At 41.8% G+C, this 19778-nt stretch carries 13 protein-coding genes and 1 pseudogene; 7 read left to right on the forward strand and 7 right to left on the reverse strand.

Annotation, left to right across the window (positions count from 1 at the left end; genetic code table 11):
- Both K6J72_RS07895 and K6J72_RS07900 read left to right on the forward strand, forming a co-directional pair.
- A complete protein-coding gene (locus K6J72_RS07895; RefSeq protein WP_221281269.1) occupies window positions 1–570 on the forward strand; it encodes a P-loop NTPase family protein in 570 nt (189 codons plus the stop codon).
- On the forward strand, window positions 567–830 hold the full coding sequence (locus tag K6J72_RS07900; protein WP_221281271.1) for a ribbon-helix-helix domain-containing protein: 264 nt from the start codon (window positions 567–569) through the stop codon (window positions 828–830). The genes K6J72_RS07895 and K6J72_RS07900 overlap by 4 nt, the downstream gene beginning before the upstream one ends.
- Before the next feature lie 505 nt (window positions 831–1335).
- Here K6J72_RS07900 and K6J72_RS07905 read toward each other — a convergent pair.
- Together K6J72_RS07905 and K6J72_RS08585 are read right to left on the reverse strand one after the other, a co-directional pair.
- The gene (locus K6J72_RS07905; protein WP_221281274.1) at window positions 1336–1632 is read right to left on the reverse strand and encodes a tetratricopeptide repeat protein; all 297 of its coding nucleotides are present in this window, start codon (window positions 1630–1632) and stop codon (window positions 1336–1338) included.
- 258 nt (window positions 1633–1890) lie between these two features.
- Window positions 1891–4005 carry a methyl-accepting chemotaxis protein gene (locus K6J72_RS08585; RefSeq protein WP_221281275.1) on the reverse strand — a complete coding sequence of 705 codons (2115 nt, stop codon included), beginning with the start codon at window positions 4003–4005 and terminating at the stop codon, window positions 1891–1893.
- 1340 nt (window positions 4006–5345) lie between these two features.
- Between K6J72_RS08585 and K6J72_RS07915 the strand changes: the two genes are divergently transcribed.
- Complete coding sequence (locus tag K6J72_RS07915) at window positions 5346–7778, forward strand: replication initiation protein (protein ID WP_221281277.1); 2433 nt, start codon at window positions 5346–5348, stop codon at window positions 7776–7778.
- Between the two features lie 769 nt (window positions 7779–8547).
- Here K6J72_RS07915 and K6J72_RS07920 read toward each other — a convergent pair.
- Window positions 8548–8697, reverse strand: a complete 150-nt coding sequence (locus tag K6J72_RS07920; protein ID WP_221281279.1) for a hypothetical protein — start codon at window positions 8695–8697, stop codon at window positions 8548–8550.
- An 892-nt stretch (window positions 8698–9589) separates the two neighbouring features.
- On the reverse strand, window positions 9590–9733 hold the full coding sequence (locus K6J72_RS07925) for a hypothetical protein (RefSeq protein WP_221281281.1): 144 nt from the start codon (window positions 9731–9733) through the stop codon (window positions 9590–9592).
- A 996-nt stretch (window positions 9734–10729) separates the two neighbouring features.
- Here K6J72_RS07925 and K6J72_RS08590 point away from each other — a divergent pair.
- The 4 genes from K6J72_RS08590 to K6J72_RS07945 all read left to right on the forward strand — a co-directional run bounded on the left by K6J72_RS08590 (window position 10730) and on the right by K6J72_RS07945 (window position 16919).
- The gene (locus K6J72_RS08590) at window positions 10730–12766 is read left to right on the forward strand and encodes a methyl-accepting chemotaxis protein (protein WP_221281283.1); all 2037 of its coding nucleotides are present in this window, start codon (window positions 10730–10732) and stop codon (window positions 12764–12766) included.
- A gap of 626 nt (window positions 12767–13392) precedes the next feature.
- Complete coding sequence (locus K6J72_RS07935) at window positions 13393–13803, forward strand: hypothetical protein (RefSeq protein WP_221281285.1); 411 nt, start codon at window positions 13393–13395, stop codon at window positions 13801–13803.
- An 8-nt stretch (window positions 13804–13811) separates the two neighbouring features.
- Window positions 13812–14357, forward strand: coding sequence for a protein adenylyltransferase Fic (fic, locus tag K6J72_RS07940; RefSeq protein WP_221281287.1), 546 nt, complete (start codon window positions 13812–13814; stop codon window positions 14355–14357).
- A gap of 864 nt (window positions 14358–15221) precedes the next feature.
- Window positions 15222–16919 carry a methyl-accepting chemotaxis protein gene (locus tag K6J72_RS07945; RefSeq protein WP_221281257.1) on the forward strand — a complete coding sequence of 566 codons (1698 nt, stop codon included), beginning with the start codon at window positions 15222–15224 and terminating at the stop codon, window positions 16917–16919.
- A gap of 568 nt (window positions 16920–17487) precedes the next feature.
- On the opposite strand, the gene K6J72_RS08665 is transcribed toward K6J72_RS07945, so the two are convergent.
- The 3 genes and pseudogenes from K6J72_RS08665 to K6J72_RS07955 form a co-directional block, all read right to left on the reverse strand.
- Window positions 17488–17880, reverse strand: a complete 393-nt coding sequence (locus tag K6J72_RS08665) for a methyl-accepting chemotaxis protein (RefSeq protein ID WP_430886754.1) — start codon at window positions 17878–17880, stop codon at window positions 17488–17490.
- A gap of 120 nt (window positions 17881–18000) precedes the next feature.
- A pseudogene (locus K6J72_RS08670) lies at window positions 18001–18432 on the reverse strand (PAS domain-containing protein); the annotation flags it as partial.
- Between the two features lie 26 nt (window positions 18433–18458).
- Window positions 18459–19724, reverse strand: a complete 1266-nt coding sequence (locus K6J72_RS07955; protein ID WP_221279308.1) for an RNA-guided endonuclease InsQ/TnpB family protein — start codon at window positions 19722–19724, stop codon at window positions 18459–18461.
- Between the last annotated feature and the right edge of the window lie 54 nt (window positions 19725–19778).

A 19778-nucleotide genomic window follows, 5' to 3' on the forward strand; every position in this document is an offset into this window, starting at 1 on the left:
ATGATTTTCTCCACCATCAACAAAAAAGGCGGGGTGGGCAAGACCGCCTTTAGCTTCTCCATTGCTAAAGATTTAGATTTGTTCTTGCAAAGCAACGACTCATCCATCATTGAAAGCATTTACCCTGATAAAGCCAAAATCAGCACCCACCCGCCTTTAATCGATCATTGCATCTATGACTTTGGGGGCTTTATCCAAAGTGGAGTTTTAGAGATTGCCAAAGCAAGTCGAGCCATCATCATTCCCTGCACACCCCTTTATAACTCTCTATTAAAGACCATTGAAACCATCCAAGAAATGCAAGCTTTAAAAGTGCCTTTAATGGTCTTAATCACCGATTACCAAAGCCTAGAAGAGCGAGAACAGGCAAGTTCTACCTTGCAATCCAACTTCACAGATTTAAACTTTTTCTTTTTCAAGCACTCTAAGATTTTAGAAAACTCCATGCGCAAGGGACTAAGCTTTAAAGAGTTGTCTATGCAAACCCCACTCTCTAAAATCCACTACAAAACCTTTATTACAGAATACCAACGCCTTTTAGACACTTTAACACAAGGAGTGAGCCAATGAGTGAAAACAAAAACACCCCAAAATCTATCCAAGATGCTTTAAAAAACACCAACAACCCACAAGCAAACACTTTCAGTGCTAAAGACAAAGCCAAACCAGGCAGAAAACCTTTACCCCCACATTTAAAACAAAACCACATCGTTACCTTTTACTTGTCCCAAGAGGAATACAACACCCTCAAAGCTCTAGCCGACAAAGAAGCTGATAGTGTGAGTTTCTTTGTCAAACGCTATGTGTTGAAGAATTTGGTGAGGGGGTAGGTAGAGCGGATTGTTATGCAACGCTTTTTAAAATGTCCCTTAAACATTTTGAATGCTTTTATTGCGACACTTTGTGGGCGTGAAGCTTGGTTAGGGGTCTGTTTGGCTTGTTTGGAGCTTGTGAACTGCCCCTCCCTAAAGGGAGGAGCTTCCTAACTAACAGAAACTAGCGTTTCTGTGAGCTCGAAAGGCTTTGTTGTTTGCTGTTTGCTGTTTATAGTCCGCAAGGCTAGTTCCTAACCCAAAAGACTTACAGACCCACTGATGGGTGGAGACTAGTTGCCAACCCATCATCGTGCTTAATCTTAGTGGCTAGAATGAGCGTACCCAACCCTCACCACTCAAGGTTTTCACTAATCTCGCTTACTTGTCGCAAGGATAGCCTTTCTTTTCTTAGCTTGCGCCTACATCTCCGTTCTGAAGGGCGGAGTTTTACGCGTAATCTGGATAAATGGAAGCAATGGTCTCTTTTGAGTTTAAACCTCCAAGAATTGCACCATTGTTCTTACTTTTTGTGAGCTATTTTGTCTAAAGCAATTTGTGCAAAGGGGCCCCCTAGCTTCATCCCCTTTAGAAAATGCTCTTTAGCTTTGGCTATGTTTTGCGGTATGCCATACCCGTATTGATAAATCAGCCCCATTGCATGGTGAGCCCTAATTTCTCCACGCCTTATGGCTTTTTGTAGATACCCAAGACCTCTTGCAATATTTTGCTTCACTCCCCTGCCACGCACATACAAGGCTGCTAATTGATAGCATCCCCTAGCATCCCCAACCTTTGCAGCTTTAAGATAAAACTTCACGCCCCTTGTGTAGTTTTTGTTTTTACATGCCATTTGGGCCATCTCAAAGTAGGATTTTGGATCTTCTTGCATGCGTAAGCTCCTTGTCCCAAGGTTAAATATCTTAGCAATTTTCTTACAAAAAAAATTAATGAGATTTTTATGTCAATAAAAAATCTTTCTATCTTGTTGAAAAATTCGTATTTTTAGAGCTTTACAAACTTAACCTGCACTACACAACGAGTTACAATGAACATTGCCCAAGGGTAGGCAGTTGCCCTAAAACTTCTTCTTGTTGACATCATCAAAAATTTCCTTAGCGATGTCATTGACTTTTTGGGTGATCTGATCGGTGTCTTGGGCAATCTTAGCGTTTTTTTGCACCACGACTTCTAGTTGTTCGACCGTCTTATTGACCGCCTCAATCCCACTAGTCTGTTCTTGGACATTAGCCACAATCTCATCGATGCTTTGGATCAACGAATTGGCATTGGCTTCGATCTCACCTAAAGATTTTCCCGTCCTCTCGGCTAATTTGCGCACTTCATCGGCCACCACAGCAAAGCCCCGTCCGTGCTCGCCCGCTCTGGCGGCTTCAATGGCGGCATTTAAAGCCAAAAGATTGGTTTGGTTAGCGATGTCTTTGATGATGCCAATGATGTTTTTGATCTCTTGGGCCTGCTTGGTGATCTCTGTGGTTTGGGTGCTGGTGTTTTTCATAAAAGCAGTGATTTGGGCAATTTGTTTGGCTGTTCCCTCTAGGGAGTTGGATTGCTCTACACTGCTTTGCGAGAGAGCTTGCATGGATTCTCTTAAGACGGCACTTTGGGAGGATAATTCTTTAGCAAAAGCAAAAGAGGCACTCAGCATCTCGCGGATGTCTTGGCCTAGCATATTCGTCGTGATTTCCACAGCGCCCTTAGCCTCTGGGATTTTGGCTGTGAAGTCAAATTTTTTGTAGGCTTCAAAAACGGCGTTGATGGTGTTCATATTGCCCCCCACTTTGCGCTCTAGGGTGTCTAGCATGGTGTTGAGCACATTTTTAAGCTCTTTAAGCTGAGGGTTAGCAGGGATTTGCGTGATGCGTGCACTCAAATCGCCCGATTCAATGATCTTAGCCGTGTTAACGGACTGGGACACCGCCTGTTCATCTTGTTCTAAAGATTGTTGAATCTTTTGGATATTGGCGTTGATGACACTTGCCATTTGCCCTAACTCGTCATTGCTTTGCACTTTCAGGGGTTTGAGGGAAATTTTCTCGTGGTTTAAAAACTTAAAGAAAGAAACTAGCCCCTCTAAAACGATAGAGAGGCGTGCAGAGATGACTTTGTTAGCCAGCAACGCCACGCACACCCCCGCAATGATAAGAGAAAAAAATGCGGTCATCATGACGAGTCTTGCAAGCTCGTTTCTGTGTTTAAAAACAATATCTTTAGAGACGACAATAAAGACAGACCAAAATTGATCGACACTGCGCCACACTTTAAAATTCACCAACCCAATAAAGGATTCTTGGTGTCTAATGTTCACATAAGGAAATACCCCTTCTTTACGCTCTTTTACGGCTTTTAAAATAGCCTCTGTCAAGGGACCTGGATTGACTTCAATCAGAGGTTTTCCGATCATTTTAGTGTCTGGAAAAACAACAACTTTACCTGTAGATGAGAGCACTGCGGCAATATCCCCCCGATACACTGGGCTAGTTTTATCCATGATTGCTTGGTGCATTTTGGCAAGATCGATGGCAACACTGATGAACCCTATAGGCTGTTTTTGTCCATCTCTAATGAGAATAGTGGCGATGACAGTGGTGATGTCCTTGCCTGCAATATGGATGTGTATGGGTTCACTCACTGTGTCTTTATTTCTCTGCAACACTTCCTTTATATTGGAGCTGTTAAAAATATCAGCACTTTGCTGGGTAGAAAGAGAAATAATCCCTCCTGCATGGGATATATCGGTGTCTTCAAGAGCAAGATAAAAACCCTCAGGGAGAGAATGTTCCATACCTTGTGGTATTGGATTAATTTTAGTGTGCGCGCCTTTAAAGACCGCACGCGGGAGGTAGAGGAAACAATAGTTCGACCAATTAGCCTCATCAAAGGTGATGCGGACAAATTTTTTCAATTCATCTTCGTGTAAAGAATGATCGGCAATGGAGGCTTGAATCGTTTCTCTAAGTGTTTCTAGAAGGGTAAAACTTTGACCGAAAGCAGGAAAGATGCGGTTGGTATATCTTTTGGCGACATTATAGAGAGTTTTATAGGCCTCTGCTTGCAAAGTTTTAGAAGACTTGTGGGTGATCACTAAAGAAAGAATGGTAAAGATAAAAAGGAGAACAGCGATGGTAGGGGCAACAAGTTTTGTCCCAATTTTGGCATTAAAAAAACCCATGACACATCCTCTAAGTAGTGTTTACGCTTTTTAGCTCTATCTAAACCCTGTGTTTCCGACAATTATGGCTACAAGTGCGAAATTCTAGCACGAAATAATTAGCCAAAGAGAAATCTTATGCGTATATATGTGTGTGTGTGTGTCTTGACAAAGTTACCAAGTATGCAACAAAACGGGCTTTTTATGGATTCACAAAATAGGTGTGGTAGGGAGAGATAGATGGGAAATGCGAGGAGATTTACGAGAAAGTTCTCGCTCTTAAAAATAACCAATAGGCTACAAAAAAGTATTTACTTTTGTTGTATTGTTTGCCAGGTAGAGTGGAGGATTTTTTTGTTGGGATTGTGGGTTTTTTGGGCGTAAAGGCGTGAATTAATTATTGAAAGTAACTAATTAATTATCTTACTACCTTTATGCATTTAAAACTATGTTGATGTTGGCTAGCACCAAGGGCAAAACCCAGCAACGCACCCAAACGCCCCGTAGGCCGTTCTAGAAAGTAATTACCCTTTGATGGACCAAACATTACCCCACTCCAAGATGAAGCTCTAAAACCTTCTAACAAGCTAAAAACAACGAAAAATAGCAAGAGCCCAAACGATAAACCAATCGACCAAGAGAATACATAGCGTTTCTTGAGCCATAAACTTGTCATACAGCGCGACTTTGACAAAAAGAGTATCAAACCATTACCCAACTCACAAAATCGATTGTAGGCAATCCTAGAGCGTTCTTGGACTGTATCTACTCGTTAGTCTCTCTCTTGCATTTGCTACACCCATGGATAAATGCCCTAAACTCACGACCTTATCAACCACGCTGTAAGCTATAGCTTTAGCTATGGTGAGTAGTCAACAAATCCCCTTCTCTTTATAACCTTTTCTTTAGGCCATATAGCCCCTACAATCAACACTTCACCTTAACTTATATCCAAACACCCTTTAACCCAAGAAAGCGTCCTATGAGCCTTTAAACGCGCATTCTCGTTTTAAGCCTTCTTGGCAGAAATCCCACCCGCTAAAGACGAGTGGGATTTCTGCCGGAGAGTCTTAAAAAATTTTTTTCACAAAAAAAAATATGTAACACGGGCAAGCGCACCTGCACGCGGTTTTTAAAAAAGTAGTTTTTTAAACCCTTTTTAAAACATATAATGTATAGCGAGGGGGGTTTTGGATATAAATTCGGGGGGTTTTGGATATAAATTCGGGGGGTTTTGGATATAAATTCGGGGAAATGGTAGGTTCTTAGGATATAAATTCGGGATTAATCGTTATTTTTCAAAAAACACGTTAAAATCCTTTGGAATTTGGCACAAAACCTTAGAAGAAAAAATTGTTAAAATGGATAAGAAAAATCCCCTATATGGGCATGTAAGAAACCTAAAATACGACATTGATGCACTTACAGTGCTAGAACATGAAACAGACAAAAGCACCGAACTGTATGAATTTATCCTAACTCAAAAGACAGAGAAACTAAAAAAGATTGCAAGCTTTATTCTAGGACACGAGGATGAATGGGATCAGGGCGATATAGGGGAGCTAGACACTTCTAAAGAAGCAATTAAAAATATAAAACACTTCATTGGCATCATGGAGGGCATGGAAAGGCTCAAAACCACAAACACACGCCCCGACATCCATAAAAGTTGCGATGACGGTATTAAAGACTGCATTGAGCATATATACACTGCCGTAAACACATTGATGGAGTGTGTAAAAAAAGTGGATACATCGTTCCATAACTCCTCAAGCACACAAACAACTCCCGCACAGCCTGCAGAAGTTGCCCAAATTGCTTCAACTGAAGTGGATAACCCCAAAAACGCCCCACAAACCTCACTATTAGCGCACTTTCCCCAAAAAGTGGTTAAAGAAACCCCACAGCAAGAGCCACAATTAAGCTTAATGGCTGAAACCCTAAAAATACACAACAAAACAGAAAATCTAACAGGGGAGGCTATAGAATACACCCCCGTTTTGGCCAAAAATACAAGAGCAACTAATCCTAAGCAAGTTGTGATGCACAACAATATTTACAAAGTCAATCTAGGCATGTTAGGCGAGCTAGAGAATAACTTATTCTTCAGCCTATTCAACCGCCTAAAAGATAAAAATGACACCGTGATCCGCTTTACCCCCCAAGAGTTAAAGGCTCTAGCAGGCAATCCACACATGGATAACGCAAGCCTGCGAAAAATAGTTGTTGGACTTTTTCATAATATTGCCGGGGCAAATTTTGACTTAATCATCAAATTTGCAGATGGTAAATCCGAACAGAATAAAATTTTATTCTTTAGGCGTTTTGCCATTGGATACGATGAAAAGAAAAACATTGAGTACTTGGATATACAAGTCAATAACCCCTACTTTACCTACTTGCTAAACGACTTAGAAGCAAACTTCACCACAATGCAACTGCAAACATTCCTAGACATCAGTGGTAAGTATGCTAAGAATTTATTTAGACTTTTGGAGCGTTTTAAACATGCCACGGACACGAGAGGGGTTTTTGAAGTCAATATTTATAAAAGTAATTTACAAGGTTTTCGAGATTTTATGGGCATCCCCAAATCTTTGAGGATGGGTGATATTGATAGACAAGTATTAAACCCCACGCTCAAACAACTCACCCAAAAACTCCCCACAAGTCCCTACGAGCCCCCCTACAAATCCATTAAAGTCATTAAAAACAAAGCCAAAGAGCGGGGTGCAAGAGTGTTGGGTTATACCTTTGAAGTTACCATAAACCCAGCTATGCAAGAACTAGAGAAAGCCCAAGAAAAAGCCAAAGCCCCTAGACTCAAACACTTCAGTAAAAAAGACATTAAAATCCTTAATAGCTGTCTACACAAATGTGTAGACATAGTGCTAAAAGATAAAGAGGGCAATCCCTTTAGCATCCCCCTTGCCATCATAGAGCAGATCATCCCTACTCAAGACAGTAAAGCCCTTATTGTGCAATTTAGAGCCCCACCCTTCATTGATGGACAACTAGAAGTGATGCAACTTTATCAAGACTACACCAAATACTGCCAAGTTTGCGGTCACGACTACTTCACTCTAGCCTTTGCTCACATGCAAGACTTGCTCGCTTTGATTGAGAAAACGCAAGGACGCTTTACCACCAAAACAACCCAGCCACAACCTCAAACCTCCCCCATCATCAGTGCCACACAAAAAGCCCAAATCCAAAGTACCCACGGGATGCTCGCTCCATTTTTTGAGAACAATGCTCCACAACACAGCTTTAAACAAGTGAAGTTAGTGGACACAATTTTGTCAGATATAGACGCGGAAGTGATTGCACTCTTTGAGATCATCAATGGCACAGATAAAGATTTTTACACCGCAGAAGAACATAAAAAGCACATAGAGCGTTTTAAAAAAGATGGGCAAGAGTGTTTTACCCATGTGTTTTCAAACCTACAGGATTTTTATAATGATTTTGCCAAAAACGCTAAACCGCCACACACCATAGGCGCAATCACACCTAACGGCAAGAAAGGCACAACCCACACCTTTAACAGCGCAGAATTGATCACTTACATCAAAAGCCCTAACACTAAAAGAGTGGGTGCATTGTTTAAACTCATTGAGCCTAGTCCAAAAGATTTAGAAAACGCTAAACTTTACCAAGAAAAAATCTACATAGACTACTTCAAAAAATCTGTACCAAATTGCGATGCCCCAGATTGTTTTGTGTATGTGTTTGAGAATATGCAAGAGTTGCATGAATGGATAGAAAAAAGTAGCCAAAAAATCCCCTTCTAAAATCGTCTACAACGGCCAAGCAAATCAAAATCTATGCATTTGCACATCCAAAGCGATTGTAGAGCATTTTGAAGTTAAATAAATTTAAAGTTTCTCCACAAAACTAAAGCAAATTCACTCCATATAAAAAATACACTTTTCAATCAATGTGCATAGAATCTAAAACCCCACAGTACTTAAGTGGCAAACTTACCGAAGCGAGCTTGCGAACGCCACCCTTTTAGGGGTCGGTTAATAAATTATCTAGCCCTCTAAAGGAGACACGGTGCAAGCTTGTTGTGGATAATTTGCCCTTGCTGAGATTGACACACTATCCCATAACTAAAGTTAGGGGATTCTAACTTTAGCACAGATCGCGGTTTCAAACAGAAGCACTCCGCTATGAGTCTTTTGTTTCTCATTGCCAAGATAGATGCCCAAAGCTCCAAAGACATCACCCCTTAATCACAGAGTAGACATTTGTACAAGATTGCTAATGCTAGCCAACCATCCGTTTAGCTAAGGCTAGGGGCTTTGGGGTGCGGATGGCGATTCCTTTGAAATTTATATATAAAACTTTGATTTTTAGAGAACGATTAGGGCGTGTGTGGAGTGATTTTTCTAACTAGTGCGTGGCATGCTGAAAGTGGATGTGGGTTTTTCTGTGGGTCTGGACTTTTAACAAGCAACACGGAAACTAGAGCGGGTGGCTCGTGGAGTATTGCCAAGATTTTAACTTAAAAATCCATGTGCGCACCGCACACACCACCCAACCTAACAATACAAAAAACTATGAACGATTAAAATACCCCGGCACAGCCGGGAGATAGAAATTAACCTTGGTGTCCCTCATGCCCATGGTGATGGTTGTGTCCAGCCTCATGATGGTGGTGATGGTCTCCACAACAATGGTGATGGCGGCTTTCCTCGTGTTTTGCATGTTCTTCGTGATTGTGGCAACATTTATCAGCGTGTGGCATTTTGCATCCTTTGCAATTAAAATATCACCTAGACTCTAACTAGGCAGGGATATTTTATCTAAAAATTTATGTTTTTTCAATGCATTCATCGTAATATTGCCTACATTAGCAGTGGAATTTAATACTTTTTAAGTATTTTTAAGCAATTTTAACTTAACTTAAACTGCCAAGTGTAGCTTTTAATTCATGAGCTAGTCGTTCCTCGCTATGCTTTTGATTTTAGAGCTATCGAGTGGCTTTAAGGTGTTCTAGATTCCTCAGCCTTTAGCTTTTAAAGTTCATTGTATCGCCTCTTCTTTTTTTGCTAGAAAATTTAAGGGTAATGGTGTTTTCTAGCAATTTTAGTGTCAATTTTAACTCCTCTTGAGTGCTTATTGATCCGACACCACAGCAGTAAGAATTGACATGCATTTTTTAGCTAGATGTGCCCATGTGGACCATCTTACGCTACATCTTGCGGAGTGGTTTTTACCTATAAAAACCCTCTGCCACCTTCCGCACAGAGCTTCCTAAACAAAATGATGAGACCAAACAACTGATTTACGCTAAATCATTGAAAATATTTGTAGTTTTTAATAAATAGACAAAATCCACTTTTACACCCAAATTTTGATGAGCCACTTTTGGTAGGGCGATTGGAGCCATTTTGCATTCTCTTGTAGGCAAAATCACTCCACCGCACTTTTTAGTGTGGAGGAGCTTTCCTTGTAAGCACCTCTTCCAAATAAGAATATTTTGCGTGTTAACCCAAGCAAAATTGTATTGATTCATCAAATAATGGGATTTTTTAGATAAACTGCGCCTACCTAGTTGTAGCCTAGGGATATTTTAAATTACAAAGGATGCATAATGTCACACCATACCGATGAATGTTGCCATGAACACGAAGGGCACGCAGAACACGAAGGGCACCACCATCACCACCACCATTACTACGGAGGTCATCACCACCACCACCATGGGGCTGAACACCACCATCACCATGGGCACGAGCAACACCAAGCCTAGCTTCCATCTCCCGGCTATGCCGGGGTTCCGGCCATCTTGTAGTTTTTTGTATGTTTTTAACCAGAGTGTTGCGCGCAGCACACACATTCTTGGTTAAATAAATCCTAGTCTTTACAACCCAAAGTTGCTCGCCCCTGGTTTCTGTACAGCTTGCCAAGAGCCTAAAACCACAGAAAAGCTTGCGCCCACTCCCAAACACCTTCCGCATTAAAGGTTCGGAAGGCGTGTACACCGCCCACTCTTTCTCATCCACCAAAGCTTGCGGGATTCTCTTTTTGGCTTCTCTTTTTGGCATCGAGAAAACAACATGCCATCATCTCTGATTTTAACAATCCTCCAAGTAAAGCTTCAGGAGCGGCATGGGTAACAAAGGGGACTTTACCAGAACTCAAAGGCACACGCTCATCAGTAATTAAACTTTAGCCGGGAATTGTGGCTTCAAATAGAGGCATCCGCCAAGAGTCTTGTGTTTCTCTAGCCAAGGTTGATGTCTAAAGCCCAAGGGCATCACTCCTTTGAATCCAAAAAGCCCCCTACACCATCTTGCAAAATCATCGCATTTTAGCTACACTTGGCAAGCCTTGTTTCAACTGAGTATGAGGTGCACCTAGCCAAAATGGTTAAATCGGCTTTCTTCAATTTGCTTTTACTTGACTTGTCCATGCCACAAGACCATTGCTTGTATCATTTTCTTTTTGAAAAACTTGTCGCATATTCGTTGCAGTTTTTAATTGGTCTTTGGAATTTAGAAAAACTAAAGACGAGCTCTTGGCACATCTAGATCCTCAAGAACTCCAAATGTTTAAGCAAACTTTCATGGGTGAAGGGTCGATGTTGATCTCGTGTCTGAAGCCCTTTTGGAAAATAACCAGCTAATTTATGGCATCGGCAAAGGGGAGGATAGCTTGGTTTCAATTCTCAAAATAGAATTGATTTTGAAAAAAGATTTCTAGATTCACTAGAGAGAAACGCTAAGGAGTTCGCATGTTTTCTAAGTTTGGGATTGGCACCAAGATTGTTGTCGGTGTGTGTATAGTTGTGGTGCTTGGCATCACGGTTCTAGGGGTAGTGATTAGTAAACAGGTGAGAAGCGTTATGCGCAACACCACCATCAAGAACATGCAAAGGAATATCGATCAAAATGCCGCCCGCTTACAAAGGGTGATGAATCGCATGTTTGCGCGGATGAGTACTCTAGGAGAGGATCTCGTTGCCATTGATCTGGCCCATAACGAGAACAAAAGACAACAGTTGATCCGAAAATTTTTAAATGGTAGTCCAAATGTTCGGCTGATCAGCGTATCCGCTGTGGGCGATCCTAACGGTTCCTATATTACGAGCAAAGTGGGAGATACCCTAGAAACTCTCGTTAAAAAAGATTTTTACGACCCCCAGATCACCCACCAAGTGTTGCAAGATGGCAAGATTCTCAAAACAAAACCCTATTTTAAAGACATCGGTGGACAAAAAGTTTTTGGTTTTGAATTAGCGGTGCCCCTCAACAAAAATGAGAGTGGTAAAACTAAAATAGTGGGGGTGATGATCGCTTTTATCGACATCGATAGTTTTGCTGATGTCATTATGCGCAGTAAAAACGACACCTTTGTGATGCAACGGAATGGATATGTATTGCTCGTAGGCTATAAAAATATGCAAGGTAAACTCTTAAGCGAAATAAATCCTGATGTTACAGCAGCACGCCTAGCAAAGATGGTGCATGACAATAGTTCTGGGGCTATGGACTATCACGCCGTTAGTACCAATAAGGACAGCTTTCTAGTCGTTAGGTCTTTCGATATTTTTAGTAAAATCGGTCCTGAGGATTTTAAGTTTAATTGGGCGATTGCGCGGTTTATAAGCAAAAGCGAAGTCTTTGCAGCAGCCCGTTACTTGCAAAAATTGATTTTCATCATGGGGTTGGTGGTGGTGGTGGTGTTGGTGGCCACCGTCTACATCCTTGTGCGCTCTTTGGTGGGTAACCGCATTGAAGTGGTTTCCAACACCCTGCGCAGTTTCTTTAGATTGCTCAACGATCCTAAAAACAACCAAGATGTGCACATTGTCGAGCCTAAAATGCTCGATGAGATCGGGCATATGCAGCTCTCCATCAACGAGAACATTTTAAAAATACACGAAAACACCAAGACGGACAGCGCCACCATTGAAAACATGCTGGGCGTGGTGCGCCACATTAAGGAGGGCGACTTCACGCAAAGGATCACCGCTACGCCCAATAATCCCGATCTCTTGCAACTCAGAGAACTCTTTAACGATGTCGTGGCGTATTTGCAAGAACATATAGGTTCTTACATGCAAACCATCAACGAGGCCTTTCAACGCTACCGCGCCTTAGATTTCACAAAGGGCATCCCAAACCCTTCTGGAGATGTCGAAAAGTCCATCGATGCTTTGGGGGCTGAGATCACTAAAATGCTGCGCACTTCGCTCGATTTTGCCAGCGCACTCACAAAAGAATCGCAAGGTTTAAAAGCTTGTGTCGATCAGCTCACAAACAGCGCAAACCAGCAAAATAAAAGCTTGCTCCAAACTTCTAAATCGATCGAATCTATCACAGAGAGCATCGCCAGCATTAGCCAAAAAAGCGAAGAGATGATCGCCCAAGGGCAGGACATTAGAAACATTGTAGAGATCATCAAGGACATCGCCGACCAAACCAATTTACTTGCGCTCAATGCCGCCATTGAGGCCGCTAGAGCGGGCCAACACGGGCGGGGCTTTGCTGTGGTCGCCGATGAAGTGCGCAAGTTGGCTGAACGCACCCAAAAATCTTTGGGTGAGATTGAGGCAAATATCAATGTTTTAGTCCAAAGCATTGTTGACACTGCCGAGTCCATTAAGGCACAGAGTCAAAGCGTGGAGGGGATCAACGCCTCTTTGCAAGTTTTTAAAGAGGACACACAAAACAATCTCAGTGCCGCCAGCACTTCTCTAGAGGTGGGCAACAACATCGATCGCATTTCCAAGGATATTTTAGAAGACGCGAACAAGAAGAAATTTTAATGCAGATTCTTAAATCAGTATCAAGTGCGCCTCCGGCTTGATGCCCTCTCACACAATAGGTTAGATGTATGTGTCCCGTAGTGGGCAATGTCTATTAGTCCTTTCACAAAGGGCTAACCACCGCTGTCTTGGTGATCATAGCAGTTATAGTGAGGCTGGGTAACCTCTATGCTCTCACAAGCCCTCTCACAACCCCATTCACCCTAAAAACCGTTTTTGTGGACTCCAAACCCTAAACTTGCGCTTCATGAGCCTTGAAAGCCCTTTAAGGCTATGTTTGGTTCATCGCTTCTTTTCATCTTGTTTGCCAAAGATATGTTGTCCAGATTGATTAGTTTCTTCACTCTCCATAAGAGCATGATCACCCCACAACCATAAATCCTTTAATACCACAAATCTAATTCTCATTTTTAATCCCCTTCTTTGGGGTCTGGGGCTTGCCTCCAAGCGTAAGATGTATGCCAAGCGCGAGATTGGCTTGCTAAAACAAGCTTACGCTGTGTACTTGCTAGCAGAAGTGGAAAATTTTTCCACTATTGAAAGGGACACTCGCAAGTTCACTTGGAAAATTTGTTCTATAAGGCTTTATATGATGAAATAGGGGATTACTTAACAAAGGAATATACATGCACAAAGATTATAATGAAATATCTAGCCGACAGCTACAAAACCTCTACGACCAATGCAACGATCGGATCACTAAACTTAGAGAAAAACTCCAAGAAACTAGAAGTAGATGGGACAAAGAGATCAAAGCTCAGGAGGATAGATTAAGGACTTTGCAAGCTAAACAGCACAAAGAACTAGAAGCCATCACTAAACAGGGCAATGAAAAAATAGAAGAACACAAAAAGGTTATGGAAGTTATGAATCAAAAGGGTTATGCAGAGTTTGTTGTGGATGAACGGGTAAAAGTTGATCAACCTAAACAAAGTACCAAAGAAAACACTACAGGCAACACACAAACACCTAAGCCACAAGAAACGAAGCAACACACAAGTGATCAAAATGCCCAAACACAACAACAAGGCAGATAAACAGACAAATGAACCTAGATGAGCAAAGTTTAGAGAACGCACGCCAGCTCTTTGAAAGCGGAGACATCCATAAGATTGAGGTCGGCACATCCAAGGGGTTACAAGAAATCCACAGAGCACTTTTTCAGGGGTTGTATGACTTTGCAGGACAGATTAGGGATAAGAATATCTCTAAGGGCTACTTCAAATTTTGCTCCGCTTTGTATCTGCCAGAAGCCCTGAAGAAAATTGAAACAATGCCACAAACAAACTTTGAGGAAATCATAGAAAAATATGTAGAAATGAATGTGGCACACCCTTTTATGGAAGGCAATGGGCGTGCGACACGCATTTGGCTGGATTGCATTCTTAAGAAAGAATTAGGGCTTGTTGTGGATTGGCAGTTTGTGGATAAGAACGACTATTTATCTGCAATGGAAAGAAGTCCTATTAACGATTTAGAACTCAAAACATTGCTCAAGGCGCATTTAACAGATAATGTCCATGATAGAGAAGTCATTTTTAAGGGCATCGCACAATCCTACTACTATGAGGGTTTAACAAAAAATCTTTGAGCAGAAACCACAGCAATACAGCACCACTCACGCCTCCAAAAAGAGTACCCTAGTGTGCCATGTCCAACATCTCATCTATTGACACACTCCCTATAATTAAAGTTAGGGGGTTTAAGGCACGGGTGGTAGTACCAAAAGAATAACAACATCGGCACTCCAACAAATACAACTGGAGAACGACTTGAAAATTTAAAAACAAGTGCCGAGCATATCCAAGTAGAATTGAATCCCCTTGAGCAAGAAAAGACCGACCTAAAGCGAGCCAACACCGCTTTAATTCAAGAGAACCGAGAACTTCAAAACAACGAAACAGGGCAATGCTTGATGCCGTACAAGAACAAGTTGCACATACAAAAAATAAATACAAAGACCACTTAAACCCAAAACAGGTTACAGAACCATACAAAGACGACACGGATGATGGCAAATATTCTAAAAGTCTGGGATAGTGCCCATCTACTCCATAGCGTGTCGGCTCAAATATTGGGACAAGAGTTTTAAAAGCAACGGACATGTGCAAGTAGCATACAAGGCTATTATTAATAATAATTAATGTATTTAAAGCTATTTTAAATATTATTTACATGTATTAATATAATTTTAAATGTGTTGAATTGTTGCGAAATACAAAACAAAAGCAGAGCACCACAAGCGATTCTTTTGTTTTAAGAAACGCTGCAACACACTATAAATGAGAGTAAAACCACCAAATAGTCCATGTAGCGAAAGTTTTACGATTTATCAAGTTGGCTACAAAAACCACACAACCACTCTCATTGGTCTATTATTAGTCTATTATAAATAATATTTTTATACAATCAGTAATAATAGTTACCTGATAATATTGATGATAGAGGAAGGATGATGGCGTTGAATTTGCGTTGGAAAATCACTTTGATGATTTGGGGTTCTTTGTGCGCATTGAGCCTCACGCTCACCTTTTTGAGCCACTACATGGAGAAACAGAGCTTTAAACAAACCATTGAAGCCTTTGACACCAATGCCCTCACCAAGCGCGAAAATGTGATCCAACACGATATTTTTTTGATCGTTTGGGGGATCAATGAGTATTTCACACAACACCCTAGAAACTTAGCGTTGCAAATGACCGCGCAGTATTTCTCAAAGATCAACCAATCTAAGGGGCGTGCTTATGTGCTCGCGCTCACAAAAGAGGGTGTTTTATTCACCGATAGCCTCCATCCAGATTTAGTGGGTAAAAATGTGTTGGGCACACGAGATGAATGCGGGAATCACTACTTTAAAGAATACATCCAGCGCGCCCTAGACAACCCCAAAGGGGGGATTTATCGTTGCCACCCTAAAAATTTGGATTCTAGGAATCCACTGGAGGGTTATGTGAGTTATGCCTATTTTGATCCAGTGAGTCGCTTAGTATTTGTGGCTACAAGCCATGTCAACGCCATTTACAAGACCATGGAGAGAGCGGAACAACACGCCTATTATTTAGCCGACACCAATTTCCGTACCTTGTTGTGGACTGGGTTTTTAAGCACTTTAGGCATCATCGCCATCACCTTTGTGCTCAACCATGTGTGGATCATGCGGCGTTTAGGTGCGCTTGTGGAGGTGGTGCAAAATTTTTCCACAAGTAAAAAAGATTTAACTGCGCGCATTTATGTCTGTGGACGCGCCCAAGATGAGATCAGTTTGAGTGCAAATTGCATCAACACCTTTTTAGAGCATGTTTGTGCGTTCAACAATGAGATCAAGGACTGCTCCAAACAGAGTCAAACCTCTGCCTTGCAATTAGAAAGTGCGATGGATCACACCACAAACATGGTACAACAGACCACCCAAACCATCACCCAAATTAAAGACGAGGGGGTCAATCTCTCACATAATTTAGCAGAGGTAACTTCAAGCGTAGAGAGCATGGTCTCTGAGTTGGTTCAAGCCTTGTCCCTATTAGAAGAGCGCAAGAAAAATGTGAATATCTTACACCAAGCCATCATTGACAATGTCGCTAATGAAAGAGAGTTGATTGGCCAAATAGGCACGCTCACCCAAAGCGCCAATGCCGCACAGAGCATTTTAGAAACCATCAACGACATCGCCAAACAAACCAATTTACTCGCGCTCAATGCGGCGATTGAAGCTGCGCGTGCAGGCGAGCGCGGCAGGGGTTTTGCGGTCGTGGCCAATGAAGTGAGCAACTTAGCCACACGCACCCAACAAGCCCTAACAGAAGTCAATGGCACGATCTCTTCTATCGTGCAAAATGTAAGCGCGGTGGGAGAGAAAATGCACGAGCAAACCACACGCATTGAGGAATCGAATGTGTTGAGCATTAAAGTGCAGGAGGGTTCGATCCGTGCTATCGAATACCTCGAGCAACTCATTGAGCGTATTAAGGGAATCAATCTTATCTTTATGCGCTTGGGACAGGATACCCAAGCCATCATCAACAAGGTGATCTCCGTGCAGGGTTGTGCGAGCGACACCTTGAAAAACGCGCATGACATGCAAGCGATCATGCGCACTTCCAAACAGCTTGTAGAGCAGATTGCTCGAAAAACCGATGACTATAAGACTGCGTGAGTGTGCGTTAGGTCCAAAGTTTTGAGCACCCACTCTGCTCGATAGTTTCGTCTGGCTATTTGCTAGCCATGCTAGTGTGGTGATGCTTTCTATGATGATGAGACATAGCTACTCCCTCATGGCCATCTGGAAGTTTTCCATCTAGACATGTCTTGCCAGCCTTCACTTGTGTACAATCATCTTAAAAACTCTAGCTTAGATTGCCATGAGGGTCTTGGACACAAAATACAGATGAACTAAAGCTGCCCAAATGAACGATGGCATGCTAAGAGCCATCAAAGACAAAATTAAAAACACATTCATTGATTGATGTTCCTGCACTAGGACAGGGCAACTTGCTGGCAATAGCAAGCTCTGATCTCTAGCAAAAACCAAAAATATGGGTTGTCCGCTGCAATAGGCATTACAAACTCACAATCATATGCTATGTGTCTAGCAATCTACTAAAAACCGGTATTAGAACCAAAACCACCGCAAATAGCGACATCGTTTAAACAACGCTATTTTAATGTCAATACCATCAAAGTGCAATCTTTTTAACAAAATTTTTTAGCCTCTATCAAATGCATCAAACCACCCCGATGCCCTGAGCCACTCTATCGCTCGCAGTTTTGATCTCCTCGACAAGCTCTTTTGTTTGGTAAGAGAGATCTAGGGTTTTCTCCGATTCTTCTGCACCCATACTGATGTTTGTAACGACTTGGGCGGTGATTTCTCTGATGGAGCCGATGATGGCTGCAATCTCTGTAACGGACTTGCCCGTGCGTTCGGCGAGTTTTCTCACTTCATCTGCCACCACAGCAAAGCCCCGTCCGTGCTCGCCCGCTCTGGCGGCTTCAATGGCGGCATTTAAGGCTAATAAGTTGATTTGATCGGCGATGTCTCTAATGGTCTGGGTGATGGAGCTGATCGAATCGGATTGTGCGCTCAAGTTGTCCACTAGCATCACATTGTTTTTCATGTTGCTGACCACGCTTTGGATATTGTTTGTGGTTTTTTCAATCATGGTGTTCCCCTCGCTGGTTAAGCGTTGGTTGTCTTTAATTAAATTCAAAGTCATGAAAATTTTTTCTTCTTTGTCTGTAACATCTAGCGCAAATTTAATGAATTTATAAATCTTGCCTTCGTTGTCAAAAACGGGGTTATAACTTGCCTCCAAATACACCGCCTTGGTCGCTTTTGTGATGCGCTTAAAAGTCCCTTGTGTGAATTGCCCCGATTTTAAATGTTGCCAAAACTCGGTGTATTGAGGGCTTTTGACAAACTCGGGATCGCAAAACATAGAATGGTGTTTGCCCTTGATTTCTTCTAAGCTGTAACCCATCACCTTTAAAAAGTTTTCATTGGCGTTTAAAACTTTACCTTCTGTGTCGAGCTCGATGATCACCATAGAACGATCAATGGCTGTGTAAATGGCTTCTAGTTCGCGATTGCGCTTTTCAAGTCTTGTGATGAACTCATCTTGATTAAGAACACTGTCCTCTTTTTTGCTTTTAAAAAACGGAAATGACATAAAAACTCCTTGCTGTAGGGAGTGAATCACCCACCCGCTAAAGACGGGTGGGCTTCTTGCTTCAACGATCCATAACTAGCAGTATCCAGTATGTAGCCATACTTGGTTACAGCCCCGTTAGCGGAATCTCCACAAGCGTAACTTCGGGTAATCCCTACCCTAGTTTTATCTACCTTGATAGCGTGTCGCTCATCTAGCATTCCCAAAGCATAGTTTCTGATATTGATGCTAGCGTTTAGGTCTCTGTGGTGGTATGTTTGACAACAAGGGCAGATAAAATTTCTAATAGGCAGTGGCTTTTTACCTGTGTTGCTCCCACAGGTCGAGCAGATTTGAGAGCTAGGGAAGTATTGGTCAATTTTGATAAGGGTTTTACCCTTCCAACCAGCCTTATATTCTAATAGACTAATGAGCCTAGACCAGCTGGCATTGGCAATGCTCTTAGCTAGTTTGTGGTTTTTGACCAAATTCCTAACTTTCAAGGTTTCTACTGCTATCAAATCGTATTGATTGGTTATCTCATTACTGATTTTATGTAGGTAGTCCTCTCTGCTATTCCTGATAGAAGCGTGGATTTGTGCCACTTTCTTGGCTTGTTTTTTTCTATTACTAGAACCTTTTAGTTTCTTAGACAATCTCCTTTGCGCTTTAGTGAGTTTGGTTTGTAGATTCTGGAAAAACTTTTTATAGGGATAGAGCACGCCACTACTGGCTATCACTAAAGACTCTAAACCCATATCTAAACCCACAGCTTTTTTGATAGTTGTGGGTTTAGGTTCAGGCTCATTATCCTCATAGCTTATAGAGAGATAGTATTTATCTGCTACGCAAGAGATAAACCCCTGTTTGACGATAGAGTTTGTAGGCAAATGCCTATGAAACTTGGCTTTAATAGCTTCTTTGAATTTGGGTAGCTTGACTTGGTTGTTGCCTAAATCCATCTCTAAGTGTTGCGGGACACAGAAAGACTGCTTCGCATGCTTTTTAGATTTGAATCTAGGATAATCTGCCAGCTTAGAGAAAAACCTATCAAAGGCTGTTGTCAGCTGTCTTAGTGCCATTTGCAAGCTTTGAGAGTTGCATTCACTTAGGTAAGCGTAAGCCTCTTGTTTTTTGAGAGTAGTGAGCGCCTTTTGCATGCTAAAGTAATTTTCTCTAATGCCTTGTGCGTATTGCTTTTGGCGGTATGCTAAAAAGTAGTTATAGACCACCCTAGCACAGCCAAAGTGCTTGTGTATCAAGGTTTTTTGCTCTATGGTGGGATAAATTCTAAACTTTATTGCTTTAAGCAATTTCTTACGCCTTAACTTTACATCATTATAACATAATTTTATAAAATATTTTTG

The sequence above is a fragment of the Helicobacter sp. NHP19-003 genome (assembly GCF_019703305.1).
Classification (GTDB): Bacteria; Campylobacterota; Campylobacteria; order Campylobacterales; family Helicobacteraceae; genus Helicobacter; species Helicobacter gastrocanis.

Coding starts and splice junctions, on each gene's coding strand:
- K6J72_RS07895 (WP_221281269.1), top strand. CDS start 1: ATGATTTTCTCCACCATCAACAAAAAAGGCGGGGTGGGCAAGACCGCC.
- K6J72_RS07900 (WP_221281271.1), top strand. CDS start 567: ATGAGTGAAAACAAAAACACCCCAAAATCTATCCAAGATGCTTTAAAA.
- K6J72_RS07915 (WP_221281277.1), top strand. CDS start 5,346: ATGGATAAGAAAAATCCCCTATATGGGCATGTAAGAAACCTAAAATAC.
- K6J72_RS08590 (WP_221281283.1), top strand. CDS start 10,730: ATGTTTTCTAAGTTTGGGATTGGCACCAAGATTGTTGTCGGTGTGTGT.
- K6J72_RS07945 (WP_221281257.1), top strand. CDS start 15,222: ATGGCGTTGAATTTGCGTTGGAAAATCACTTTGATGATTTGGGGTTCT.
- K6J72_RS08585 (WP_221281275.1), bottom strand. CDS start 4,005: ATGGGTTTTTTTAATGCCAAAATTGGGACAAAACTTGTTGCCCCTACC.
- K6J72_RS07920 (WP_221281279.1), bottom strand. CDS start 8,697: ATGCAAAACACGAGGAAAGCCGCCATCACCATTGTTGTGGAGACCATC.
- fic (WP_221281287.1), top strand. CDS start 13,812: ATGAACCTAGATGAGCAAAGTTTAGAGAACGCACGCCAGCTCTTTGAA.
- K6J72_RS08665 (WP_430886754.1), bottom strand. CDS start 17,880: ATGAAAAACAATGTGATGCTAGTGGACAACTTGAGCGCACAATCCGAT.
- K6J72_RS07935 (WP_221281285.1), top strand. CDS start 13,393: ATGCACAAAGATTATAATGAAATATCTAGCCGACAGCTACAAAACCTC.